This is a genomic window from Micromonospora sp. L32 (assembly GCF_052068055.1).
Taxonomy (GTDB): domain Bacteria; phylum Actinomycetota; class Actinomycetes; order Mycobacteriales; family Micromonosporaceae; genus Micromonospora; species Micromonospora purpureochromogenes.
The window spans coordinates 103,578-127,863 of the sequence record NZ_JBQHDD010000003.1 but is presented as its reverse complement, the minus strand read 5'-3'; the positions used below and the strand labels follow the sequence as shown (position 1 = coordinate 127,863).

The window sequence follows — 24,286 nt, the reverse complement described above, 5'->3', positions numbered from 1 at the left end:
TCACCCATCGTGCAACACCCTCGTCGGGCCCTGCCTTCCCTGTGTGCCCGCGGGCGACCGAGGTCACACCTGGCAGGGAGACAGTGTGCCGTGTGTCAAGGGTGCCACGTCAACGATCACAAACAGGCAACCGACCGATCACCTTTGAGTGTTCTACGGCTAGTGGTCAAACCGACACGGCTGGTTGACGTGAAGGGGTCAGTCCAGGTAGTCGCGGAGCACCTGGGAACGGGACGGGTGACGCAGCTTGGACATGGTCTTGGACTCGATCTGCCGGATCCGCTCCCGGGTCACCCCGTACACCTGGCCGATCTCGTCCAGGGTGCGCGGCTGACCGTCGGTCAGGCCGAAGCGCAGGCGTACCACGCCTGCCTCACGCTCGGAGAGCGTCTGCAGCACCTGCTGGAGCTGGTCCTGCAGCAGCGAGAAGGAGACGGCGTCGACCGCGACGACGGCCTCGGAGTCCTCGATGAAGTCACCGAGTTGGCTGTCGCCCTCGTCGCCGATGGTCTGGTCCAGCGAGATGGGCTCCCGGGCGTACTGCTGGATCTCCAGCACCTTCTCCGGTGTGATGTCCATCTCCTTGGCCAGCTCCTCCGGGGTGGGCTCGCGGCCCAGGTCCTGGAGCAGCTCGCGCTGGATCCGGCCGAGCTTGTTGATCACCTCGACCATGTGCACCGGGATGCGGATGGTGCGGGCCTGGTCGGCCATCGCCCGGGTGATCGCCTGCCGGATCCACCAGGTGGCGTACGTGGAGAACTTGTAGCCCTTGGTGTAGTCGAACTTCTCGACCGCGCGGATCAGGCCGAGGTTGCCCTCCTGGATCAGGTCCAGGAAGGCCATGCCGCGGCCGGTGTAGCGCTTGGCCAGCGAGACGACCAGTCGGAGGTTGGCCTCCAGCAGGTGGTTCTTGGCGCGCTCGCCGTCGCGGGAGATCCAGCCCAGGTCCCGCTGCATGTCGCGGGTGAGCTTCTCCTCGCCCTCCTCGGCCGCGCGCAGCCGCTCGGCGGCGTAGAGCCCGGCCTCGATCCGCTTGGCGAGCTCCACCTCCTGCTCCGCGTTGAGCAGCGGGACCTTGCCGATCTGCTTGAGGTACGCCCGGACGGAGTCGGCCGAGGCGGTGAGCTCGGCGTCGCGGCGCGCCTGCTTGAGCGCCTCGGACTCCTCGTCGTCCCACTCGAAGTCGTTGTCCGTGGCGGAGCTGGCCGCATCGGCCTCGGCGGCCTTGGTCAGCTCGGCCGGCTCCTCGACCACCACGTCCTCGATCGCGGCCGCGAGCTCCTCGGGGTCGATCTCGCCCTCGGCACCCTCGCCCTCGCCCTTGGCCTTGCCGGCGGCAGCCTTGGTGGCCTTGCCGGCCGCGGCCACCGTCGCCTTGGTGGCGCGGGTGGACTTGGTCGCCTTGGCGGCCGGCGCGGCGGCCTTGGCGGCCACGTCGGCGGTGGTGGCGGCGGCCTTGCGCGGCGCCGCCTTGCGCGGGGCGGGCGCCGGGGCCTCGTCGGCGGCGGGCGCCTGCTTGGGGGCGGGCGCGGCGGCCTTCTTGGTGGTCTTGGCGGTGGTGGCACGCGAGGCCGGGGTGGCGGACCGGGCCGCGGCGACCCGGCGACGGGTGCTGGCCGAGCCGTCCACGACCACGGTCACCCCCGCCTCGGAGAGCGCCCGCAGGATCTTCTTGGCCTGGGCCGGGGTCACCTCAGCGGACTCGACGGTGCGCGCGAGCTGGGCCGACGTCAACTGGCCGCCGGCGCTCTGCGCGTGGGCGATCAGGGTGTCGGTGAGCGAGCGAACGTCGGCGCCGGTCTGGCGGGGTTCTGTCACGAATGACCTTCCGGAGGCGAAGAGCGGGCACGGCCGGGTCGTCCGGCGCAGCGTGGGGCGACCGTGCCGGGCGATGTCGTTGAGGGACCCCCGTGTCCCGGGCCGGCCGTCCGGCGGCGGTCCGTGGCGCGTGGGCAGGGTGAATTGTAACGCCGTCTGCGGCGATCATCCTGCGGCGCACGGCGTACCGGCGGCGGGGACCGCCGATTCGGCGCAGATGTGGACTTTGTAAGGATGATACCCGCGCGCACGGCGGGACGTCCCGATCGTGCGGGAAGGGGACGAACCATGACTCATTCGGCGCCGGCACCGGCCGAACTGCTCGCGATCGCGATCGAGGTCGCCCGGCAGGCCGCGGCCACCGCGCACCGGATGCGCGCCGAGGGGGTGTCCGTCGCCGCGACCAAGAGCACCGTCACGGACGTCGTCACCGCCGCGGACCGCGCCGTCGAGCGCCAGGTCCTCGACGCGCTGCACCGGGTACGCCCCGACGACGCCGTCCTCGGCGAGGAGTACGGCGCCGGGGCGGCCGACGGCGGTGCGGCCAGCGGGGTGCGCTGGATCATCGACCCGATCGACGGCACGGTGAACTACCTCTACGGACTGCCGTACTGCGCGGTGTCGCTGGCCGCCGAGGTCGACGGCGAGGTGGTCGCCGGGGTGGTGCGCAACGTGTTCACCGGCGAGGAGTGGACCGCCACCGCGGGCGGCGGCGCCTGGCGTGACGGCCGACGGCTGAGCTGCTCCACCGAGGCCGACCTGGGGCAGGCGCTGGTCGCCACCGGGTTCGGCTACGACCCGGCGCGCCGCTCGCACCAGGCCCGGGTGATCGCCGAGCTGATCCCGCACGTCCGCGACATCCGCCGGCTCGGCGCCGCCGCGCTGGACCTCTGCCTGGCCGCCGAGGGGCGGGTGGACGCCTACTACGAGAAGGGGCTGGCCGCCTGGGACCTGGCGGCCGGCGGCCTGGTCGCCGCCGAGGCGGGGCTGCGGGTCTCCGGCCTGCGCGGCCTGCCGGCCGGCCCGGACCTGGTGATCGCCGCGCCGCCGGCGCTGTACGCGCCGCTGCACGACCGGCTCGCCGACCTCGACGCCTCCGGCGGCCCTTGACCACCCGGACCCAACGCCTCCAGCAGCAGGTCGAGGTCGCTGTGTCCGACGCGCGCCGGGCCTCCGGCGGCCCCTGACCGCCCGGACCCGGCTGACGTGGCCGGGCCGCCGGCGGCCCTTGACCACGACGAGGGCCCGTCCGTTCTGGGACCGGAGCCGGGACGGCGGTCACGGCGACCGGCGCGAACGGGCCGAATCTCCGACAGCGAAATGGCGGTGTCCCGGGGGACACCGCCATTTCGGTCAGATCAGTTCGGTCGGTCCGCCGGCCCGGCCCGGCGGAACGGTCACTTCTCGACCGGCATGGGGCAGGAGCCGGCCGGCGCCTCGGGCGCGCCCAGGTCGCCCAGGGACTGGTTCACCTCGGTGGTGGTGGCCAGCTGCTGGAAGCCGTTGCCCAGCACGACGTCGACGGTGTCGTCCTTGCGCTTGGCGTCGTACACGGGCTCGGCGTTGTTCAGGAAGTAGGCCCGCAGCAGGTGCGCGGAGCCGACGCCCTTGGGGCCGTAGCGCAGCAGCGCCACCTCGTCGACGCCCTTCGGCGCGGTGGCCGTCTTCTTCACCTGGAACTTCCGGTTGCGGAAGTCGTCGGCGATGTTGCCGGCCAGACCGATCTGGTCGGTGGCGTTGAAGACGTTGATCTTCACGTCCTTCGGCTCGCGCAGGGTGATGTCAGCGAGCGGCCAGCCCTCGGGGCAGCCCCCGGCGGCGCCCGCCTCGCCCTGCGTGTCCCGCACCATGGCGACGACGACGAAGACCAGGGCGACCACCGCCAGCAGACCGACGACAACGAGTGCTCGCACTCGCGCAAAACTCATCTGGGCGCTCCCGGACAGTGATGGGTGGCGGCGGCCAGCCGGTGGTCGGGCCGCCCCGCCGGCCGTCGAGTACGCCGCTGAGGTTAACGGTTGTCCGACCGTCGCGTGGAAACAGTCCGACATGCCGGCGCGCCATCCAGGAAGCGGGTACTACTACCCCTATCTTCGTGTCGCCTGAGTCACATTGGGAACAACTCGGGGTGCTGGGGCGTACATCTCAGCCACGAGGGCGGTATACATGCCTCGCCCGAGGGGGGTAAGGTTCCGCGCTCGCTGGGGGAGGCCCCTGTCGGCCCCCGGCCAGAGCGGCTGGGGGTCGGGTGACCGACACAAAGGGTGGCCGGCCAGTGGGAACCGAAACAACGTCGTCCGGCGTTACAACCGGAAGCGACAATATCGATATGGGAGAGTGAACCGATGGCCACCGACTACGACGCCCCGCGTCGCGACGAGGTCGACCTCGGCGAGGACAGCCTGGAAGAGCTCAAGGCCCGGCGGGTCGACTCACAGTCGGGCGCCGTGGACGTCGACGAGGCCGAGGTGGCCGAGAGCTTCGAGCTGCCCGGCGCCGACCTGGCCGACGAGGAGCTGACCGTCAAGGTCCTGCCGATGCAGCAGGACGAGTTCCGTTGCGGCCGCTGCTTCCTGGTCCACCACCGGAGCCAGCTGGCGGTCGAGCGCAACGGCGAGCTGATCTGCCGCGAGTGCGTCTGACCCCGAACCGCACATCGGCGGCGGCCGCCACGATGGGGCCGCCGCTGCCCGAGCTGCCGTGCGGGGGCGGCGGGGAGCTGCTTGACTCGTAACGGGCGGTGACCACGCCGCCGGAGCACGGGAGGTCGGGCGGCATGAGCGAACGCGACGAGCGGGCCGGTGGGTCGGCGGGGGGTACGCCGACCGGGCCGCGCCCCGGCGCCGGGGCGGACGCCCCGGCGCAGCCGGGAGCCACGACGCGTCCGGAGTCAGATGCCACCCACCGCCCGGACGTCGCCGGCGACCCGCGCACCGGGGCCACCGGTGCCCGGGAGACGGCACCGCCCGGCGCCGACCGGACGTCCGGTGGCGCGGCCGGAGCGGCCGGCGGCTCCGTCGACGTGCCGTCCGGCACGCCGGAATCGGCCGACCGGGCCGCTGAGGAACTCGATGCCACCGGCGCCGCGCTGACCGCCGACGACATCGAGCCGGCTCGCCGCCGCCAACTGCTCACCCGGCTGGACGGGCTGGCGCGCGCCCGCGGGGTGGCCGACCGGATCAAGCCGAAGGCCGCGCTGCGCAGGATGACCGACACGATCGCCGACCGGACGTCCGGTGGCGCGGCCGGAGCGGCCGGCGGCCCCGTCGACGTGCCGTCCGGCACACCGGAGCCGGCCGACCGGGCCGCTGAGGAGCTCGGTGCCACCGTCGCCGCGCTGACCGCCGACGACATCGAGCCGGCCCGCCGCCGCCAACTGCTCACCCGGCTGGTCGGGCTGGCGCGCGCCCGCGGGCTGGCCGACCTGTTCAAGCCGAAGGCCGCGCTGCGCTGGATGACCGACACGGTCTCCGACGTGGCGCCGCACATCCCCGTCCGGGACCTGGCCACGCTGCGCCGGCACTTCCCCGGGCTGGACGACGAGGCGCTCGCCGACCGGCTGGTGCGCAACGCCGCCCGGGCCACCGCCGGGGTGGGTGCGGCCGGGGGCGGCGTCGCCGCCGTGGAGTGGGTGGCCACCCCGACCCTGCTCTCGGCGCCCGTGCTGCTGGCCGCCGAGACCGTCGCTGTGGTGGCGATCGAGTTGAAGCTCATCGGCGAGCTGCACGAGGTCTACCACGTGCCGCTGCCCACCGGCGGCAGCCAGCGGGCGATCGCCCTGGTGCAGTCCTGGGCCAACCAACGCGGGATCAACCCGATGACGCCCGGGGTGGGCGTCGGTGCGGTGCTCGGCACCGCGGCCCGCAGGGAGCTGCGGGACACCATGCTCAAGCGGTTCGGGCGCAACCTGACCACGCTGGGGCCGTTCCTCACCGGCGCGGCCGTGGCCAGCTACCTCAACCGGCGGGCCACCAGGACCCTCGCCGACGAGATCCGCCGGGACCTGCGCCGCAAGGGCGGGGCGCTGCCCGGTGGCCGGCGGGCCCTGCCCTGAGGAGTCAGGCCGCGTCGCGGGCGGCCATGACCGCGCGGGCCAGCTCGACCGGGTGACGGGTGCTGACCACCCAGAACGGGGTCGGGTCGGCGGGATCGTCCAGCACCACCTGCACCGCGCCGCCGATCCAGGGCCGCTGCACCACGAAGGCCAGCGGATCGGCGCCCACGCCGAGGACCTCGCGCCGCCCGGCGGCGTCCAACGGGACCACGTCCGCCACGTACCGCACCGGCAGGTGGGCGTCGTCCACGAACAGCTCGCCGTCGCGCACCGCCACCCGGACCCGGCCCAGCCACCACAGCGCGACCGCCGTGGCCGGCGGGAGGACCACGAAGGGCAGCCAGGCCCGCACCCCGGGGGCGCCCATCCACACCTCGGCGGCCAGCAGCCCGGACAGGGCCAGCCCGACCACCCAGAGCCACCAGGGCAGACTCAGCCGTTCGGAGTGCTCCACGGCCGCCGCGGTGCGCGGGGCCGGCGAGGACGGGGAAGGCGACACGCTCACACCTGCGAGGGTACGGCGCGCGGTGACCGTCCGACCCGGCAGGATGGCAGGGCCACCCCCACGAACCCGACGGAAGAGGGAGCACCGTGACCCACGTCGTACCCGTGCCCGTGCGGCAGCTCGACCCGGAGCTGCCGCTGCCCGCGTACGCCCATCCCGGTGACGCCGGCGCCGACCTGGTGGCCGCCGCGGACGTCGAGCTGCCTCCCGGCGGCCGGGCCCTGGTCCCGACCGGGGTGGCGCTGGCGTTGCCGGAGGGGTACGTCGGCCTGGTGCACCCGCGCTCCGGCCTGGCCGCCAGGCTCGGCGTGACGGTGCTCAACGCGCCCGGTACGGTCGACGCCGGCTACCGGGGTGAGATCCTGGTCAACCTGATCAACCATGATCGGGACACGCCGGCGAAGATCTCCCGTGGCGATCGCATCGCGCAGCTCGTTGTCCAGCGGGTGGAGCGGGCGGATTTCCAGCCGGTGGCCGAGCTGCCCGGGTCGCGGCGCGGGGCCGGTGGACACGGCTCGACCGGCGGACACGCCGGTCTGGTGCCGCCGCCCGCGACCGGTCGACGGGAAGATCCCGACCGGGCGGGCGGACAGACGGAAGAGGTGGCAGGGTGAGTGCGAACAGCGGAGGGTGGGCGCAGTGATCTTCAGCCGGAAGCGGGCCGACGGCGGGCGGGGTGCCCGTGACGAGCGGGCTGCCGAGGTCCTCGACTCGTACGACGCCGAGCCGACGGGTCCCTCGCGCGGCCCGTACGACAGCTCGGAGGCGCCGGACGGCGTGGAGCGGCTCGACCTGGGCAGCCTGCACATCCCGGCGGTGCCCGGCGTCGAGGTGCGCGTGCAGGCCGACCCGCAGGGCGTGATCCAGCAGGTCGTGCTGGTGCACGGGGAGAACGCCCTCCAGCTCGGGGTCTTCGCCGCGCCCCGCTCCGAGGGCATCTGGGACGAGGTGCGTGAGGAGATCCGCCAGTCCCTCTTCACCGACGGCGCCGCCGCCCAGGAGGTCGAGGGCGAGTACGGCACCGAGCTGCGCGCCCGGGTACGCACCCCGGACGGCCTGACCGACCTGCGTTTCGTCGGCATCGACGGGCCGCGCTGGATGGTCCGCGGGGTCTACCAGGGCGCCGCCGCCACCGACCCGGTCGCGGCCGGGCCGCTGGCCGAGTGCCTGGACGGCCTGGTCGTCGACCGGGGGCAGGAGGCGAAGCCGGTCCGCGAGCCGCTGCCGCTGCGGCTGCCCCGCGAGGTCGCCGAGCAGGCCGAGGGGGCCGAGGGCGGCGAGGGCGGCGCTCCGGCACCCGCCCCGCGCGAGGCCTGACCGGCACGGCACCGACCGCTCACCGGGCCCGGCACCGTCCACCGACGGAGCCGGGCCCGGTGCCGTGTCCGCCCGGTCCCGCCCGGCTCCGCCCGCTCCGGGTGGGCCCGGCCGCCGCCGGTCGGTGGACCGGGTCCGGCCGGCTCCGCCCGCCCCGGGTGGACCGGGTCCGGCCGGCTCCGCCCGCCCGCCCGCCGTCGCGGGTACGCCGGACCGGTCCGGCCGGCGGGGTCGGCGTACGCTGGCGGGACGGTTCCGGCATCGGCGGGGCCGGGCCAGTGCCGGCGCGGGCCGGTCAGCGTGGAGAGGGTGGCGCGGAGGTCATGACGACCGACGAGGGCCGGGTGTCGCTGCGGCGCATCCTGCGGCGGCTCACCGCGAGCGAGGCCGAGATCGAGGCGCAGGAGCTGCAACGGGAGAGCGCCGAGTGCGGCGGGGTGCTGGCCCGGCAGTGCACGCGCGGCCAGGTGGTCTCGGTCACCGGCCGGCTCCGCACCGTGGTCTACACGCCGCGGACCAACCTGCCCACCCTGGAGGCGGACCTCTACGACGGCAGCGACGTGGTGACCCTGGTCTGGCTGGGCCGGCGGCACATCGCCGGCATCGAGCCGGGGCGGCACCTCACCGCCCGCGGCCGGGTGGCCGTCCGGGACGACCGCAAGGTCATCTACAACCCGTACTACGAGCTGGAGTCGCCGAAGTGACGACGGGACAGCAGCCGGCCACCGCGCCGCAGACTCCCCCGGGGGACGACGGGCAGCTGCCCAGCCTCGCCGAGCAGATGGCCGACCAGCTCGGCGGCTGGCGGGGCCTGGTCGAGTCCAGCATCCCCGTGCTGGTCTTCGTGCTCGCCAACATCGTGGGCGACCTGCGGCCCGCCGTGATCGCCTCGGTCGGGGTGGCGGTGCTGATCGCCGTCGCGCGGCTGGCCCAGCGGCGTCCGGTCCGGCACGCGGTCAACGGGCTCGTCGGCATCGGCATCGGCGCGTTCATCGCCTGGCGCACGGGCGACGAGCGGGACTTCTACCTTCCCGGCATCCTCTACGGCATCGCCTACGGGGTGGCCCTGCTGATCTCGGCGGCGATCCGCCAGCCGCTGGTCGGCTGGATCTGGTCGGTGCTGGTCGCCAAGGGGCGCTCGGAGTGGCGCGACGATCCCCGGCTGGTGCGCACCTTCACCCAGCTCACCGTGCTGTGGGGCGTCGTCTGGCTGGCCAAGGTGGGCGTGCAGGCCGGGCTCTACCTGGCCCACCAGGACACCGCGCTGGGTGTGGCCCGGCTGGCGCTGGGCTACCCGCCGTACGCGCTGCTGCTGCTGATCACCGTCTGGACGGTGCGCCGGGTGACCCGGCAGGGCGCGCCGCAGCCGCTGCCCGGGGCCTGAGCCCCCTCCGGCCACCTGCCGGGCGGGCTCCCGGTCGTCTCTACCATCGCTGGGCCCCGGCCGGACGCCTGAGTGGCCGAGCACCGCCGGGCCGGCGACTGCCCCGGCCGCAGCGGGCTGAACGCCCGCCGGGCCGGGCGTCGGGTCGTCCGCCGGCCGGCTCAGCCCTTGCCGCGGGTCCGCTCGACGCTGTCAGGGCCGAGGATCACCGCGCGGACCTGGTCCTCCACCTCGGCGGTGCAGACGAAGATCAGCTCGTCGCCGGCCTCGATCGGGTCGTCCGGGCTGGGCACCAGCACCCGCTTGCCGCGCAGGATCGCCACCAGCGCGGCGTCCCGGGGGATCGGCACCGCGTGGATCGGCTGGCCGACGTAGGGCGCGGTCGGCGGCAGGGTGATCTCGACCAGGTTCGCCTCGCCCTGCCGGAAGGTCATCAGCCGGACCAGGTCGCCGACGGTGACCGCCTCCTCGACCAGCGCGGCCATCACCCGCGGCTTGCTGACCGCCACGTCGACGCCCCACTGCTCGGTGAAGAGCCACTCGTTCTCGGCCCGGTTGACCCGGGCGACCACCCGGGGCACCGCGAACTCGGTCTTGGCCAGCAGCGACACCACCAGGTTGACCTTGTCGTCGCCGGTCGCCGCGACGACCACGTCGCAGCCGGCGACGTTGGCCTCCTCCAGGCTGGTCAGCTCGCACGCGTCGGCCAGCACCCAGTCGGCGGCCGGCACCCGGTCCGGGCGCAGCATCCGGGGCTGGCGCTCGATCAGCATCACCTGGTGGCCGTTGTCGATCAGCTCCTGGGCGATCGACCGGCCGACGTTGCCGGCACCGGCGATGGCGATCCGCATGCTCAGAGCCCTCCTTCGGGCGGCGCCGCGGCCACCGCGGTGACCGAGGCGGCGATGTCGTCGGTGACCAGCACGTAGAGCTGGTCACCCTCCTGCACGACGGTGGAGGTGGTGGGCAGCGTGCCGATGCCGAAGCGGATCAGGTACGCCACCCGCGCGCCGGCCGCCTCCTCCAGCTGGTGCAGCGGTCGCCCGACCCACTCCTTGTGCACCGGCACCTCGACGATCGAGACGGTGCTGGTGGGGTCGCGGAAGATCTCGATGTTGCCCTCGGGGACCAGGTGCCGAAGCATCCGGTCGGCCGTCCACCGGACGGTGGCCACGGTGGGGATGCCGAGCCGCTCGTAGACCTGCGCCCGGCGCTGGTCGTAGATGCGGGCGGCGACCCGGGAGACGCCGAACGTCTCGCGGGCCAGGCGGGCCGAGATGATGTTGGAGTTGTCGCCGCTGGAGACGGCGGCGAAGGCGTCCGCCCGCTCGATGCCGGCCTGGCGCAGCACCTCGCCGTCGAAGCCGGCGCCGGTGACGGTGATGCCGGCGAAGTCGGGCCCGAGGCGGCGGAACGCGTCGGCGTCCTGGTCGATCACCGCCACCGAGTGACCCCGGGACTCCAGGCTGTGGGCGAGGGTCGAGCCGACCCGGCCACAGCCCATGATCACGACATGCACTGGTGTCCCTCCCAAAGGTGCCGCCCGTTCGGCGGACGGCGGTGCTCTCTGCGAGCGTGCCACGTCCGCCGGGCCGACGGGGGACCGACCGTACCGCGCGGGTGCGCGGGGTGGTGATCAGGCACCCCCGACGTTCGGCGTGCGGTGGTCGTACCCTTAGCGCTTGTGGCCAGTCCCACCTCGCTGCTGAAGCGACTCCTCGTCGGTCGACCCTTCCGGTCCGACCGGCTCCAGCACACCCTCCTTCCCAAGCGCATCGCCCTGCCGGTCTTCGCCTCCGACGCCCTCTCCAGCGTGGCGTACGCGCCGGACGAGATCCTGCTGACGCTGTCGATCGCCGGTGCGTCGGCGTTCCTCTTCTCGCCGTGGATCGCCCTCGCGGTGGTCGTGGTGATGCTCACCGTGGTCGCCAGCTACCGGCAGAACGTGCACGCCTACCCGTCGGGCGGCGGCGACTACGAGGTGGCCACCGTCAACCTCGGGCCGCGGGCCGGTCTGGCCGTGGGCAGCGCGCTGATGGTCGACTACGTGCTCACCGTCGCGGTGTCGGTCTCCTCCGGGGTGGCGAACCTGGGCTCGGTGGTGCCCTTCGTGGCCACCCACAAGGTGCTCATCGCCGTCGTCGCGGTGGTGCTGCTCACCGCGATGAACCTGCGCGGTCTTCGCGAGTCGGGCACCGCCTTCGCGATCCCCACCTACGGTTTCATCATCGTGATGGTCGGGATGATCCTCACCGGGCTGGTCCGGATCTTCGTGCTCGGCGACGACCTGCTGGCGCCCAGCGCCGGGCTGGAGATCCAGGCCGAGCACAGCGTGACCGGGTTCGCCCTGATCTTCCTGCTGCTGCGGACCTTCTCCTCGGGCTGCGCCGCGCTCACCGGTGTGGAGGCCATCTCCAACGGGGTGCCCGCGTTCAAGGCGCCCAAGAGCCGCAACGCGGCGACCACCCTGCTGCTGCTCGGCACCATCGCGGTCGCCATGCTGGTCGGCATCATCTGGCTGTCCCGGCTGACCGGCCTGCAGTTCGTGGAGAACCCGGAGCTGCAGATCGTCTCCGGCCCCGAGGGCTACGTGCAGAAGACCGTCACCACCCAGCTCGGTGAGACCGTCTTCGGCTCCGGCTCGATCCTGCTCTACGTGGTGGCCGGGGCGACCGCGCTGATCCTCTTCCTGGCGGCGAACACCGCGTTCAACGGCTTCCCGGTGCTCGGCTCGATCCTGGCCCAGGACCGCTACCTGCCCCGACAGTTCCACACCCGGGGCGACCGGCTGGCCTTCTCCAACGGCATCGTCTTCCTCGCCGTCTTCGCCATCGTGCTGATCGTCGGCTTCCAGGCCGAGGTCACCAAGCTGATCCAGCTCTACATCGTCGGGGTGTTCGTTTCCTTCACGCTCTCCCAGGCCGGCATGATCCGGCACTGGAACCGGCACCTGCGCACCGAGCGGGACCCGGAGGCGCGGCGGCGGATGATCCGGTCCCGGGCGATCAACACCTTCGGCATGGTGATGACCGGCACCGTCCTGGTCATCGTGCTGCTCACCAAGTTCCTGCTCGGCGCCTGGATCGCGATCGCCGCGATGGCGGTGATCTACCTGGTGATGCTCGCCATCCGCCGGCACTACGACCGGGTCGCCGCCGAGCTGGAGCCGACCGAGGTCCGGGGCGTGCTGCCCGCCCGCAACCACGCCATCGTGCTGGTCAGCAAGCTGCACCAGCCGACCCTGCGGGCCATCGCGTACGCCCGGGCCACCCGGCCGGACACGCTGACCGCGGTGACGGTGAACGTCGACGAGAAGGACACCCGCCAGCTCCAGGCGGAGTGGGAGCAGCGCGAGGTGCCCGTCCCGCTCACCGTGGTCGACTCGCCGTACCGGGAGATCACCCGGCCGATCCTCAACTTCGTCGCCAACACCCGCCGGGAGTCGCCCCGCGACGTGGTCACCGTCTTCATCCCCGAGTACGTCGTCGGCCGCTGGTGGGAGAACCTGCTGCACAACCAGAGCGCGCTGCGCCTCAAGGGGCGGCTGCTCTTCGAGCCGGGCGTGATGGTGACCAGCGTGCCCTGGCAGCTCGCCTCGACCGCCAGCAAGAACCTGGACCGCCTCGACGCCACGCTGAGCCGGACCCCGGCCCGCGGGCCGCGGGTGGCCCCGCGCAGCACCCTGCCGCCGAGCGTCCCGCCCGTCGTCTCCGCCCCGCCGGGCGAGAGCGGCCCGTCGAGCGGGGACCGGCCGTGACCGGCCCGACCGGCGGCGGGCCGGGCACGGAGGAGCGGCGCGGGCTGGAGGAGGCCGAGCGGGTCGAGCTGACCGTCGGCGCGGTCGCCCCCGGCGGGCACTGCGTGGCCCGGGTCGACGGCCAGGTGGTCTTCGTCCGGCACGCGCTGCCCGGCGAGCGGGTGATCGCCGAGGTCACCGAGCTGCACAAGGGCTTCGCCCGCGCCGACGCGGTGGAGATCCTGACCGCCTCCCCGGACCGGGTCGAGCAGCCCTGCCCGTGGGCGAAACCCGGCCGCTGCGGAGGCTGTGACCTGCAACACGTCACCCCCGCCGCCCAGCTGGACTGGAAGACCGCCGTGGTGCGCGAGCAGCTCACCCGCCTGGGCGGGCTCACCGACGCCGAGGTGGACGCGCTCGGGGTGGCCGTCGAGGCGCTGCCCGGCGGGCCGCTCGGTTGGCGCTCCCGGGTCCGGTACGCCGTCGACGCCGCCGGCCGGGCCGGGCTGCTCAAGCACCGCTCGCACGAGGTGGTGCCGATCGACTGGTGCCGGATCGCCCACCCGGCGATCCGGGAGCTGCCGGTGCTCACCCCGTCCGGCGCGCGCTGGCCGGACGCCGAGGCGGTCGAGACCGTCGCCTCCACCGGCGGGGACGTCAGCGTCGCCGCCGTCACCGAGGGGGTGGCCACTGGAGTCAGCGGGCCGCAGACCGTCCGCGAGGTGGCCGCCGGCCGGGAGTGGACGCTGCCCGCCGCCGGGTTCTGGCAGGTGCACCCGGCCGCCGCCGACACCCTCGTCGGGGCGGTGCTCGACCTGCTCGACCCCCGCCCCGGCGAGTCCGCCTGGGACCTGTACGGCGGGGCCGGCCTCTTCGCCGCCGCCCTCGCCGGCCGGGTCGGCCCGCAGGCCCGGATCACCCTGGTCGAGTCCTCCGCGCCGGGGGTCGCCGCCGCCCGGGAGAACCTGGCCGACCTGCCCCGGGTGGAGGTGGTCGCCGCCCGGGTGGAGACCGCGCTGGCCCGCCGCCGGGTCACCGGCCCGGTCGACCTGGTGGTGCTCGACCCGCCCCGCTCCGGCGCGGGCGCGCCGGTGGTGCGGGACGTGGTCGCCGCCCGGCCGCGTGCCGTCGCGTACGTGGCCTGCGACCCGGCCGCCTTCGCCCGGGACGTGCGCACCTTCGCCGGGCTCGGCTGGCGGCTCGCCGCGCTGCGCGGGTACGACCTGTTCCCGATGACCCAGCACGTCGAGCTGGTCGGGTTGCTCCTGCCGCCCGCACGGTGACAGCCTGACCCGATGAAGATCGTCGGGTTGATGTCCGGCACCTCGTACGACGGGGTGGACGTGGTCGCCGCCGAGTTCACCGCCGACGGCGACACCCTGCGGATGCGCCCGCTCGGGCACCGGGGGCTGGACTACGACGACGCCCTGCGCGAGTCGATCGGCGCGCTGCTGCCCCCGGCGGCCACCACGATCGAGGCGGTCTGCCGGCTGGACAACGCCGTCGGCGAGGTCTTCGCCGCCGCCGCCGCGATCGGCGTCGAGCTGGCCGGCGGGCGGGCCGACCTGGTGGTCTCGCCCGGCCAGACCGTCTTCCACTGGGTCGAGGGCGGCACCACCCGGGGCACCCTGCAGCTCGGCGCGCCGGCGCGGGTGGCCGCCCGGGTCGGCGTACCCGTGCTGGCGGACCTGCGCTCGGCGGACGTCGCCGCCGGCGGTCAGGGCGCGCCGCTGGTCCCGGCCTTCGACGCGCTGCTGCTCGACGCGGCCGGCGGGCCCCGGGCCGCGCTCAATCTGGGCGGCATCGCCAACCTCACTGTCGTCGCCCCGGGCGCGCCGGTCCTCGGGTACGACGTCGGCCCGGCCAACGCGCTGCTCGACGCGGCGGCCCGGCGGCTCCTCGGCCGCCCCTGCGACCTCGACGGCGCCCGCGCGGCCGCCGGCCGGGTGCACGCCCGGCTGCTGTCGCTACTGCTCGACGAGCCGTACTACGCCGCGCCGCCCCCCAAGTCCACCGGCAAGGAGCTCTTCCACGCCGGCTACCTGGCCGACCGGCTGGCCGCCCTGGGCGAGCCGGTGGCACCGGACGACGTGCTGGCCACCCTGACCGAGCTGACCGCCCGCACGGTCGCCGCCGCGTGCGACCGGCACCGGGTCATCGAGGTGGTCGCCGCCGGCGGGGGAGTGCGCAACCCCACCCTGCTGGGCCGGCTGACCGCCCTCGGGGCCGGGCGCTGGCGGCTGCGCACCACCGACGAGCTGGGTGTCCCCGCCCAGGCCAAGGAGGCGTACGCGTTCGCCCTGCTCGGCTGGCTCTCCTGGCACGGCCTGCCCGGGGCGATCCCCTCGGTCACCGGCGCCCGCCGGGCCGCCGTGCTGGGCGCCTGGACGCCGGCCGGGCCGCCGCACGGCGCCACCCCGCCCACGCCGCCGCGGCGGCTGGTCGTCGTGGGCTGAACCTGGGAACCAGCTGGGATGATCCACGGCCGAGCTGCGGTGCGGCGGGCGGCCGATAGACTCTTCGCTCATGAGTGTTGAAGAGGGCACGGCCAACCACGGTCGGCTGCTGGGCGCCGTCCGCGGTCCGCAGGACGTCAAGCGGATGACCGCCGAGCAGCTGGACATCCTCGCCGCCGAGATCCGTGACTTCCTGATCGCCAAGGTCTCCCGCACCGGCGGGCACGTCGGCCCCAACCTGGGCGTGGTGGAGCTCACCCTGGCGATGCACCGGGTCTTCGACTCTCCCCGCGACCGGCTCCTGTTCGACACCGGCCACCAGTCGTACGTGCACAAGATCCTCACCGGGCGGCAGGACGGCTTCGACAAGCTGCGCCAGCGCGGTGGGCTCTCCGGCTACCCCAGCCAGTCCGAGAGCGAGCACGACCTGATCGAGAACTCGCACGCCTCCACCGCCCTGTCGTACGCCGACGGGCTGGCCAAGGCGTACGCCCTGCGCGGCGAGCAGCGCAGCGTGGTCGCCGTCGTCGGCGACGGCGCGCTCACCGGCGGCATGTGCTGGGAGGCGCTGAACAACATCGCCACCGCCGGCAACCCCCTCGTCATCGTGGTCAACGACAACGGCCGGTCGTACTCGCCGACCATCGGCGGCCTCGCCGACCACCTCTCCTCGCTGCGGCTCAACCCCGGCTACGAGAAGGTCCTCGACACCGTCAAGGACGCCCTCGGCTCCACCCCGCTGGTCGGCAAGCCGATGTACGAGGTGCTGCACGCGGTCAAGAAGGGCATCAAGGACGCGGTCGCCCCGCAGGCGATGTTCGAGGACCTCGGCATCAAGTACGTCGGCCCGGTCGACGGGCACGACATCGCCGCCGTCGAGTCGTCGCTGCGCGCCGCGAAGAACTTCGGCGGCCCGGTGATCGTGCACGCGGTCACCCGCAAGGGCTACGGCTACCGCCCCGCCGAGGAGGACGAGGCGGACTGCCTGCACGGCCCGGGCGCCTTCGACGCCGAGACCGGCAAGCTGCTCGCCGCCCCGTCGGTGAAGTGGACCCAGGTCTTCGCCGACGAGCTGGTGGCCATCGCCGACGAGCGCCCCGACGTGGTCGGCATCACCGCCGCCATGGCCGAGCCCACCGGCATCGCCACCCTGGCCCGCAAGCACCCCGAGCGGGTGTACGACGTCGGCATCGCCGAGCAGCACGCCGCCACCTCGGCCGCCGGCCTGGCGATGGGCGGCCTGCACCCGGTGGTGGCGGTCTACGCGACCTTCCTCAACCGCGCCTTCGACCAGGTCCTGCTGGACGTGGCGATGCACAAGCTGCCGGTGACCTTCGTGCTCGACCGGGCCGGCATCACCGGCCCGGACGGGCCGAGCCACTACGGCATCTGGGACATGTCCGTCTTCGGCGTGGTGCCTGGGCTGCGCATCGCCGCCCCCCGGGACGCCGGCAGCCTCCGCGAGGAGCTGCGCGAGGCGGTCGCCGTCGACGACGGCCCGACCATCATCCGCTTCCCGACCGGCACCGTCGCCGCCGACCTGCCGGCCGTACGCCGGATCGGCAGCGTGGACGTGCTGGCCGAGTCGGCGCGTACCGATGTGCTGCTGGTCGCGGTCGGCTCCTTCGGCCAGCTGGGCATGGAGGTCGCCGCCCGCCTCGCCGAGCAGGGCTACGGCGTGACCGTGGTGGACCCGCGCTGGGTCCGCCCGGTCCCGGCCGAGCTGGTCGAGCTGGCCGCCGGGCACCGGCTCGTGGTCACCGTCGAGGACGGCGTCCGGGTCGGCGGCGTCGGCGACGCGCTCGCCCAGTCGATGCGGGACGCCGACGTCCGGGTGCCGCTGCGCGACCTCGGCGTGCCCGCCGGCTGGCACCCGCACGGCACCCGCGCGCAGATCCTCAGCGACCTGGGGCTCACGGCGCAGGACGTGGCGCGCAACGTCATCGGCTGGATCTCCGGCCTGGACGCGGAGCCGGTGGAGCCGGTCCGGCTGCCGGCCAGCGAGGCCAGCTCCAACTGAGGACAGGACCCCGCCGACGGGCGGTCCCGGTGCCCGGGACCGCCCGTCGGCGCGTCCGGGTACCGGCGGGGAGCCCGGGAGCCGGCAGGGTGCCTCCGGCTTCCTGTCGAGCTGATGTCGTGGACGAATCGGCGACGCCCGGGGCATGGGCAGGCTCGGCGTTGAGTCGGTGACGACATCAGCTCCACAGGAGGTGGAGGTCCACCCCGGTCCCGACGGCTCCCCCGCCGTGCCCCCGGAGGCGCGCGCCCCAGCGGGTCAGCGGCCGCCGACGGAGCGGTAGTAGGTCTTCTCCGCGCCGGCCAGGCTGAAGGTCTGCTTCGCCGCCGGCATCGGCACCACCGCCAGGCCGGGGCGGTCCACCAGCCGGGGCGTGCCCGGCGGCACCGAGAGCGAGGCGTCCCGGGTGCCCCGCCAGGTCAGCACCACCAGCGGCTGCCCGGGCACCGGCAGCACGTACGTCTGCAGGGGGTTGGACCGGTCCGCCGGGGAGACCACCGGGGTGCCGCCGTCGGCGGGCCGGTAGACCACCGCGGTCATCGTGCCGGCGTCCGTCTCCCAGGTGAGCTGCTCCAGGTCGCCCGGGTCGCCGCCGCCCAGCGCCATCTCGCCGATCGCCCGGACGCTCACCTTCTCCATCGGCCACGACTCCGGGGCCGAGCGGGGCGCGTCCCGGTCGCCGATGCGGCGCGGGACGCTGCCGAACGGGCCCCGCTCGTCGGCGAGCACGCAGGTGTCCAGCCCGTCCAGGGCCCGGCGGCCGGAGCCGGTCTCGTCCCGGACCAGCGGGTAGCGCGGCTCGGCGGTGGCGGTGCCGAGGTCGAGCAGGCGCTCGGCGGCGCGACCGCGCGGCAGGGACTCGGTGGCCCGCAGCGTCGCGGTGACCGGCACGGCCGCGCAGGCCGGCACGCGCACCGGGCGGCTCAGCCCGTCGGAGAGCACCAGCGCCCGGCCGTTCGGGCCGAGCAGGCGCTCCACCCGCCCGGAGGTGAGGTAGCGCCGGCCGTCGGCCAGCTGCACCGGCAGGACGTCGGCGTAGGCGAGGTAACCGGGGTCGGAGTATTCGCTGGCCCGGGTCACCGTGTACCGGCCGCCGTCGCCGGTGAGCTGGAGCAGCCAGGACGCGCCCTCGCCGGGCACGTCGGCGGCGACCAGGGCCAGCCGGGTGCCGTCGACCTCGCCGGAGAAGAGAATGCCGGAGGAGGGCAGGTGGGCGCGGTCGTCGATCGGCGACCGCCAGGCGCTCACCGCCTCGGTGACCGCCCGCGTCGCCGCGGCGTCCCCGGCGAGCGAGCCGCGCGGCGGCCAGACCGGCAGTGTGCCGTCCAGGCTGTCGTAGCCGACCCGCAGCTCGCGGGCCCCCCGGTCGGCGACCGGGCCGCAGGCGGTCGCGGCCAGCACCATGGTGAGCAGTGCGGTGGCCGTCGTGCCGCGGCGGCGGACTGAAGCCACCTCTACGCCTCCCGATCGCCTCGCCGTCGTTGCCGGAAGCCCACATGGTACGCAACGGTCGGGGAGCGCCTCGCGGCCGTGTCCGACGGCCACAAGGGACAGCAGTGTGAATTTCGGGCTATTCTCCGGCTCCGGTAGACTCCGCCGACTGTGACGTCTGTCGAGCCCCGTGGCGCCTCCGCACCGGACCCCGACGCCTCTCCGGGCTCCGCCCGCGGCGCCACGGCGACCGCGACCGCGTTCCCCGCACGAGTCCTCGACACACCGGCGGCGAAGGCACCCGCTGCCACCGCCGGGAAAGCGCCGACCGTGGACGCACCGGTCGTGGACACACCCGCCCCGACGGCACCGACCGTGGACGCGCCCGCCCCGACGGCGCCGGCCGTCGGCGCGCCGGCGCGGGGCGTACCCGGGAAGCGGCCGGCGACGGCGGACGGCGACGGTGCGGCGGCGCCCGCGCGGCGCTGGCGCTGGACGGCCCGGCGCAAGGACCTCGCCGTCTACGGGATCTTCCTGCTCGTCGCGCTCTGGGTGACCAGCCAGCTCTGGGTCGACCCGGCCGGCCGGGTCGCCTCGCTCTACAGCAGCGACCCAGCCCAGGTGCAGTTCTTCCTCGCCCACTCGGTACGCGTGGTGCTGCACGGCGAGTTCCCGTTCTTCACCGACCAGTTCAACTACCCCGACGGCGTCAACCTGATGGCCAACACGGCCGTGCTGGCGCTGGGCATCCCGATGGTGCCGGTCACCCTGCTCTTCGGACCGGCCGTGTCCTTCGTGGTGCTGGTCACCCTGGGTCTCGGCGGCACCGCCGCCGCCTGGTACCACGTGTTCTCCCGGCACCTGGTCCGCCGGCGGCTGGCCGCCGCGGTGGGCGCCTGGTTCTGCGGGTTCTCACCGGCGATGCTGTCGCACGCCAACTGGCACCCGAACATCATCTCCCAGTTCCTGCTGCCGTTCATCGTCTGGCGGGTGATGGTGCTGACCCGCTCCACCCGGCCGGTGCGCGACGGCGCGCTGCTGGCGCTGCTGGTCACCGTGCAGGCGTTCATCAACGAGGAGATCCTGCTCTTCACCGCGCTGGCCTGCGGCGTCTTCCTGACCGCGATGGTGGTGCAGCGCCCGGCGCTGTGGTCGGTGGCCTGGCGTCCGCTGGCCAAGGGGCTGCCGGTGTGCACGGTGCTGGCCGGGGCGCTGCTGGCGTACCCGCTCTACATCCAGTTCGCCGGGCCGATGGCGTACCACGGGCTCAGCGACGCGGTCCGCGACTACGGCAACGACATCGCCGCCTTCTTCGCCCCCGGCTCGCCGACCTTCGGCGGCAACGAGCGGGCGAACGTCAACCTGGCCCCGAACTACTCCGAGGAGAACGCCTTCTTCGGCTGGAGCCTGTCGCTGCTCGCCGTCGGCATCGTGGTCTGGCTGCGCCGCGAGGTGCTGGTCCGGGCGCTCGCCGCGACCGGGTTCTTCTTCGCCGTGCTCTCGCTGGGTGAGCGGGTGTCCTGGTGGGACCGGGACCTCTTCACCGGACCGTGGGACCTGCTGGTCCGGCTGCCGCTGCTCGACGCGGTGGTGCCGACCCGGTTCGCCCTGATCACCAGCGTCGTGATCGGCATGCTGCTGGCGCTGGCCGTGCAGCGGGCGTGGACGCTGCGCGGGATCGAGTGGCGGCACGCGAAGACGGTCACCGTCGGCGCCCTGGTGCTCGCGCTGCTGCCGATCGTGCCGATGCCGTTGAAGGTGACCTCCCGCCCGCCGGTGCCGACCTTCATCACCGCCGACCGCTGGCGGCAGTACGTCGGCCCGGACCAGACGCTGGTGCCGGTGCCCGTGCCGAGCATGGGCAACACGCACGGGATGCGGTGGGCGGCCTCCACCAACCTCGACTTCAAGATCCCCGGCGGCTACTTCCTCGCCCCGCGCAACGGCAACACCGGCGACCCGGGTCGCTTCGGCGGCCGGCCCAGCGGCATCGGCGAGCTGCTCGACGAGGTCGCCACCACCGGGCGTACGCCCAAGCTGGACGACCGGCAGCGCCGCCGCTGCCTGGACGAGCTGCGCCACTGGAACGCGGCGGTCCTGGTGCTGCCGGTAGGCCACCAGCACGCCGAGCCGCTGCGGCGCACCGTCGAGCAGCTGGTCGGCCCGGCGAAGCGGGAGCTGGACGTCTGGGTCTGGGACGTCCGGCCGCTGACCGCCCGTACCGCCTGACCTCGCCGCCCCGGGCGGGCCGGGTGGGCGGTCAGCCGACCAGCGGGCGCACGTCCCAGAGCCACACGTCGTCGACCCGCTGCGCCGGCCCGATCAGGCCGGTCATCAGCTCGCGCAGCACCGCCTCGCGGGGGTGTGCGCCGAGCACCACCACCGAGGCCTTCCAGTAGCGCAGGTCCTCGACCGCCTGGCGGCGGTTCTCCTCGGTCAGCGCCGGCACGGTGCCGGTGTCCATGCTGGCGTAGATCAGGGTGCTGGTGGGCCGGTTTGGCGCGCCGAAGACCCCCTCACCGTCGAGGTTGGGCCCGATGAAGTAGCCGCCCGGCACCGGGAACTCGTGCCCGGTCAGCGCGCTCCAGCGCAGCGTGGGCAGGCCGTGCACGTTGCTCGGGATCGGCACCGGCACCAGGGTCCGGCCCGCCGGGACGTACGGGCGCCAGCCGCCGGCGGTGATGAAGTGCGGCGGCGGGTCGACCGGCTGCGCCGGCAGCGGGCGCGGGAACAGCGGCAGCACGGCGAGCGTGACCGCCGCGTACCCGACCGGCCGGACCCAGCGCCGCCGGGCCGGCGTGGCTCTCGCCGCCGTCGTGCCGGCGTCGTCGGCCGCCGCGCGGGGCGCGGGGACCCGGGCGCGGCCGTAACCCGCCGCCGCGTCCCAGGCGAGCGCGAGCAGGACGCCGACCGCCGCGGCCACCACCAGGGCCAGCCGCGTCGGCATCATCATCTCCACCAGCGGCAGGTCGTCCGGGATGTACGCCCACGGGCCGTCGACCGTCGTCTCCACCCCGTCGAAGCGCACCTTCGGGCCGATCGCGGCGACGGTGAAGACCAGCACCAGCACGCCGGCGATCCGGGCCGGCAGCGAGCGACGCCAGAGCAGCACCAGGGCGACCAGCGCCACCAGCACCAGCGGCCAGCCGAACCAGGTGTTCTGCTCGGTCAGGCCGATGGTCTTCTCCACCGCCTCGTCACCGGCCACGGTGTCCCGGGCGAAGGTGACGAAGGCCATCAGGTCCTCGCCCCAGTTGTGGAAGATCCCACCCTGCAAGCCTCGGTAGGACTGCGGGCCGTTGAACTGGTACCAGATCGGGTAGGCGGTCAGCAGCAGGGCCAGCCCGCCGCCGAGGCCGAGCGCGGCCAGGAAACCGCCCGCCCGGGCCCGCGCCGCGCGGGGCCGCTGCACCACGTACGCCAGCACCGCCACCAGGCAGGCCAGCGCGGTGAGCAGCAGCATCTCCTCGTTGATGAAGATCTGGTACGCCACCAGCAGCCCCAGCACGACCCCGTCGCGCCGCCACCGGCCCGGCTCGCCCAGGCGCAGCACCCGGGCCACGATCACCGGCAGCAGGAAGTTGGAGACGAAGTTCGGCTGCCCGTTGGCGTGGTGCACGATGCCCGGCGCGAAGCCGAGGAAGGCGCCGCCGACGAAGGCCGCCGCCCGCGAGCGCACCAGGTGGCGCGACAGCATCCAGTACGAGGTGCCCGCGGTCGCGGCCAGCGCGCCGCCCAGGTAGAGCGCGTACGTCACCTGCGGACCGAAGAGGAGGGTGACCGGCGCCAGCGGCAGGGTCATGCCCAGCAGCGAGGTGTTGGCCATCATGTTCACCCCGTCCGGGGCGTTCTGCCGGGCGCTGAACAGCGGGTTCTCCAGGTGACGCACCGAGTACGCGCCGTGGGAGAAGAGCCACTCGAACCAGCTGTGGTCGGTCGGCAGGTGCGACGAGACCCGGTGCTGCACGTCCACCCAGTAGTTCAGGCACACGAAAACGCCGAGCAGCACATAGGCTCCGATGGCCAGGACGTCGGCCCGGCTCGGGCGCCGACGGGGCCGCCGTGCCGGATCGGCCGCGACGGGCTCGACCGCCTCGGGCGCGGACGTCTGGTTCAACGAGGGATCTACCACCGGCACAGCCACGACGGGCCATCGTACAGGCGGTGACCCGGCGTACCCGCCGGGCCGGTGGGGCGTCCCGCAGGGTGCGCTGCGGCCGGCAGCCGGTGGTCGGGGGGTGGTCGGGCGTGGCGCTCATTGATCTGGGTGACGTCCGCGAGGAGCCCGCGCCGGAACCGGGCCGACGTCGGCCGCATACCGTCGGGCGGCCGGCGCGGGTGGCGGCGGCCCTCGTGCTCACCCTGGTCTCGCTGGCCGGAGCGGCCCCGGTGACGGCGCCGGCCAGCTTCACCGTCCCGGCCCGGTCCACCACCACGGCCTACCTCCAGGGCGACCGGCTGTTCCTGCTGGAGCCGGCGGACGCACCCGCCGGGCGGGGCGGGCAGTTGACCGCGTACGCCGTCCCGGAAGCGGGCGACGGTCCACTCGCGCCGCTGTGGCGCACGCCGCTGCCGGCCGCCGGCACCGACGGTGCGGTCATCGTCCACCGGGACGTGGTGCTGGTCACCGGCGGCTCGGTCGAGGGCGGGCCGCGCCGCGCCCTCGCGTTCGACCTGGGCACCGGGCGGCTGCGTTGGGAGCGGCCAGGGCACGTCGCACCCGCCGGGGACGCGTTGCTGGCGGTGGAGAACGAGGGTGAGGAGCCGGGGCGGGTCAGCTCCGTCGACCCGGCCACCGGGCGGGTCGACTGGTCGGTGGCGACGCCGGTGGAGGCCACCACCTACCGGTTCCGGCCCGACGGTGTCGACCGGATCGTGGCCAGCCCCTCCTCCGGGCAGGTCGAGGTCTGGGACGCCCGCAGCGGGGTGCGGCTGCGCAGCGTCGACCTCCGCCCCGGCGAACTCCCCGTCCACCAGCGGAGCCAGTCGGTCGACGAGCTGCTGCTGATGCTTCGGGACAACGCCGCCCTGGTGACCGCGTACGGCCTGGACGAGCTGGACCGGCGCTGGGAGATCCGGCTGGGACTGGTGGCCTACTTCGCCGCCTGCGGGCCGCTGCTCTGCGCGTACGGGCAGACCGGCGGGATGTGGGCGCTGGACCGGGCCACCGGGGACGTCCGGTGGCGGGCCACCCGCTGGCACGAGACGCTCGTCGAGCGGGAGGGCCGGATGCTGGTCAGAGGCCCGGGCAGCGGCGCGCAGGACTCCTTCGCGGTCCTCGACACGGCCACCGGGCGGGCCGTCGCCGACCTGGGCACCTGGGAGGTCTCCGGCCGGGCTCCGGCCGAGGACCGCCCGATCGGGGTACGGCCCGCCGACGGCGACCTGCTGTTCGTCGCCGAACTGGACGTCGCCGGCGGCCGGACCCGAGTCCTCGAGGTGCTCGCCGGGGTGACCGGCGACTGCCAGGCCGGCACGCGACTGCTGCTGTGTCGCCGCAGCGGCGGTGGCTTCGGCATCTGGCGGCTGAACCGATGACCGTCATCGACCTGGGCGAGGTGGGCC

General features: G+C 74.4%; 20 protein-coding genes. 13 read left to right on the top strand and 7 right to left on the bottom strand.

All coding sequences use genetic code 11. The features are described 5' to 3' along the window. Positions 1 to 198: 198 nt before the first annotated feature. Positions 199 to 1,818, bottom strand: a complete 1,620-nt coding sequence (locus ACTMTB_RS09485) for an RNA polymerase sigma factor (protein ID WP_441144227.1) — start codon at positions 1,816 to 1,818, stop codon at positions 199 to 201. A 288-nt stretch (positions 1,819 to 2,106) separates the two neighbouring features. Here ACTMTB_RS09485 and ACTMTB_RS09480 point away from each other — a divergent pair, with 288 nt between their 5' ends. Then, positions 2,107 to 2,928 carry an inositol monophosphatase family protein gene (locus ACTMTB_RS09480; RefSeq protein WP_441144225.1) on the top strand — a complete coding sequence of 274 codons (822 nt, stop codon included), beginning with the start codon at positions 2,107 to 2,109 and terminating at the stop codon, positions 2,926 to 2,928. Positions 2,929 to 3,215: 287 nt separating this feature from the next. On the opposite strand, the gene ACTMTB_RS09475 is transcribed toward ACTMTB_RS09480, so the two are convergent. Continuing rightward, positions 3,216 to 3,731, bottom strand: a complete 516-nt coding sequence (locus ACTMTB_RS09475; protein WP_441144976.1) for a LytR C-terminal domain-containing protein — start codon at positions 3,729 to 3,731, stop codon at positions 3,216 to 3,218. Between the two features lie 432 nt (positions 3,732 to 4,163). Between ACTMTB_RS09475 and ACTMTB_RS09470 the strand changes: the two genes are divergently transcribed. Together ACTMTB_RS09470 and ACTMTB_RS09465 are read left to right on the top strand one after the other, a co-directional pair. After that, positions 4,164 to 4,460, top strand: coding sequence for a DUF4193 domain-containing protein (locus tag ACTMTB_RS09470; RefSeq protein ID WP_046565779.1), 297 nt, complete (start codon positions 4,164 to 4,166; stop codon positions 4,458 to 4,460). A gap of 563 nt (positions 4,461 to 5,023) precedes the next feature. Continuing rightward, positions 5,024 to 5,872, top strand: coding sequence for a hypothetical protein (locus ACTMTB_RS09465; RefSeq protein ID WP_441144974.1), 849 nt, complete (start codon positions 5,024 to 5,026; stop codon positions 5,870 to 5,872). 4 nt (positions 5,873 to 5,876) lie between these two features. On the opposite strand, the gene ACTMTB_RS09460 is transcribed toward ACTMTB_RS09465, so the two are convergent. After that, positions 5,877 to 6,377 carry a DUF3093 domain-containing protein gene (locus tag ACTMTB_RS09460; RefSeq protein WP_441144223.1) on the bottom strand — a complete coding sequence of 167 codons (501 nt, stop codon included), beginning with the start codon at positions 6,375 to 6,377 and terminating at the stop codon, positions 5,877 to 5,879. Positions 6,378 to 6,463: 86 nt separating this feature from the next. Here ACTMTB_RS09460 and dut point away from each other — a divergent pair, with 86 nt between their 5' ends. From dut to ACTMTB_RS09440, 4 genes are all read left to right on the top strand, one after another. Then, on the top strand, positions 6,464 to 6,991 hold the full coding sequence (gene dut / locus ACTMTB_RS09455; RefSeq protein ID WP_154942865.1) for a dUTP diphosphatase: 528 nt from the start codon (positions 6,464 to 6,466) through the stop codon (positions 6,989 to 6,991). Positions 6,992 to 7,016: 25 nt separating this feature from the next. Continuing rightward, on the top strand, positions 7,017 to 7,694 hold the full coding sequence (locus ACTMTB_RS09450) for a DUF3710 domain-containing protein (protein WP_280836382.1): 678 nt from the start codon (positions 7,017 to 7,019) through the stop codon (positions 7,692 to 7,694). Between the two features lie 323 nt (positions 7,695 to 8,017). Beyond that, positions 8,018 to 8,398 carry an OB-fold nucleic acid binding domain-containing protein gene (locus ACTMTB_RS09445; protein ID WP_441144220.1) on the top strand — a complete coding sequence of 127 codons (381 nt, stop codon included), beginning with the start codon at positions 8,018 to 8,020 and terminating at the stop codon, positions 8,396 to 8,398. Beyond that, complete coding sequence (locus ACTMTB_RS09440; protein WP_441144218.1) at positions 8,395 to 9,078, top strand: DUF3159 domain-containing protein; 684 nt, start codon at positions 8,395 to 8,397, stop codon at positions 9,076 to 9,078. The genes ACTMTB_RS09445 and ACTMTB_RS09440 overlap by 4 nt, the downstream gene beginning before the upstream one ends. 161 nt (positions 9,079 to 9,239) lie before the next feature. On the opposite strand, the gene ACTMTB_RS09435 is transcribed toward ACTMTB_RS09440, so the two are convergent. Continuing rightward, a complete protein-coding gene (locus ACTMTB_RS09435; protein WP_154942869.1) occupies positions 9,240 to 9,929 on the bottom strand; it encodes a potassium channel family protein in 690 nt (229 codons plus the stop codon). Between the two features lie 2 nt (positions 9,930 to 9,931). After that, positions 9,932 to 10,597 (bottom strand): potassium channel family protein, encoded by a 666-nt coding sequence (locus tag ACTMTB_RS09430; RefSeq protein WP_441144216.1) that lies wholly within the window; start codon positions 10,595 to 10,597, stop codon positions 9,932 to 9,934. 165 nt (positions 10,598 to 10,762) lie between these two features. Between ACTMTB_RS09430 and ACTMTB_RS09425 the strand changes: the two genes are divergently transcribed. The 4 genes from ACTMTB_RS09425 (at position 10,763) to dxs (ending at position 17,290) form a co-directional block, all read left to right on the top strand. After that, a complete protein-coding gene (locus ACTMTB_RS09425; RefSeq protein ID WP_441144214.1) occupies positions 10,763 to 12,835 on the top strand; it encodes an APC family permease in 2,073 nt (690 codons plus the stop codon). Continuing rightward, a complete protein-coding gene (locus ACTMTB_RS09420) occupies positions 12,832 to 14,097 on the top strand; it encodes a class I SAM-dependent RNA methyltransferase (protein ID WP_441144212.1) in 1,266 nt (421 codons plus the stop codon). The genes ACTMTB_RS09425 and ACTMTB_RS09420 overlap by 4 nt, the downstream gene beginning before the upstream one ends. Before the next feature lie 12 nt (positions 14,098 to 14,109). After that, complete coding sequence (locus ACTMTB_RS09415; protein WP_441144210.1) at positions 14,110 to 15,270, top strand: anhydro-N-acetylmuramic acid kinase; 1,161 nt, start codon at positions 14,110 to 14,112, stop codon at positions 15,268 to 15,270. Positions 15,271 to 15,340: 70 nt separating this feature from the next. After that, a complete protein-coding gene (gene dxs, locus ACTMTB_RS09410) occupies positions 15,341 to 17,290 on the top strand; it encodes a 1-deoxy-D-xylulose-5-phosphate synthase (protein WP_441144208.1) in 1,950 nt (649 codons plus the stop codon). Positions 17,291 to 17,548: 258 nt separating this feature from the next. Here dxs and ACTMTB_RS09405 read toward each other — a convergent pair whose 3' ends face one another. Continuing rightward, positions 17,549 to 18,742, bottom strand: coding sequence for a hypothetical protein (locus ACTMTB_RS09405; RefSeq protein ID WP_441144206.1), 1,194 nt, complete (start codon positions 18,740 to 18,742; stop codon positions 17,549 to 17,551). A 309-nt stretch (positions 18,743 to 19,051) separates the two neighbouring features. On the opposite strand from ACTMTB_RS09405, the gene ACTMTB_RS09400 reads away from it, so the two are divergent. Further along, positions 19,052 to 20,950: a hypothetical protein gene (locus ACTMTB_RS09400; RefSeq protein ID WP_441144204.1), complete on the top strand. Its 1,899-nt coding sequence runs from the start codon at positions 19,052 to 19,054 to the stop codon at positions 20,948 to 20,950. A gap of 31 nt (positions 20,951 to 20,981) precedes the next feature. Here the strand turns inward: ACTMTB_RS09400 and ACTMTB_RS09395 are convergent, their stop codons facing one another. Continuing rightward, positions 20,982 to 22,853 (bottom strand): hypothetical protein, encoded by a 1,872-nt coding sequence (locus ACTMTB_RS09395; protein ID WP_441144972.1) that lies wholly within the window; start codon positions 22,851 to 22,853, stop codon positions 20,982 to 20,984. A gap of 116 nt (positions 22,854 to 22,969) precedes the next feature. Between ACTMTB_RS09395 and ACTMTB_RS09390 the strand changes: the two genes are divergently transcribed. Then, positions 22,970 to 24,259 carry an outer membrane protein assembly factor BamB family protein gene (locus ACTMTB_RS09390; RefSeq protein ID WP_441144202.1) on the top strand — a complete coding sequence of 430 codons (1,290 nt, stop codon included), beginning with the start codon at positions 22,970 to 22,972 and terminating at the stop codon, positions 24,257 to 24,259. The last annotated feature ends 27 nt before the right edge of the window (positions 24,260 to 24,286 follow it).

Bases quoted from the DNA above. Each gene is read 5' to 3' on its own strand.
- ACTMTB_RS09415 (WP_441144210.1), top strand. From the start codon at position 14,110: ATGAAGATCGTCGGGTTGATGTCCGGCACCTCGTACGACGGGGTGGAC.
- ACTMTB_RS09480 (WP_441144225.1), top strand. From the start codon at position 2,107: ATGACTCATTCGGCGCCGGCACCGGCCGAACTGCTCGCGATCGCGATC.
- ACTMTB_RS09445 (WP_441144220.1), top strand. From the start codon at position 8,018: ATGACGACCGACGAGGGCCGGGTGTCGCTGCGGCGCATCCTGCGGCGG.
- ACTMTB_RS09470 (WP_046565779.1), top strand. From the start codon at position 4,164: ATGGCCACCGACTACGACGCCCCGCGTCGCGACGAGGTCGACCTCGGC.
- ACTMTB_RS09435 (WP_154942869.1), bottom strand. From the start codon at position 9,929: ATGCGGATCGCCATCGCCGGTGCCGGCAACGTCGGCCGGTCGATCGCC.
- dxs (WP_441144208.1), top strand. From the start codon at position 15,341: ATGAGTGTTGAAGAGGGCACGGCCAACCACGGTCGGCTGCTGGGCGCC.
- ACTMTB_RS09465 (WP_441144974.1), top strand. From the start codon at position 5,024: ATGACCGACACGATCGCCGACCGGACGTCCGGTGGCGCGGCCGGAGCG.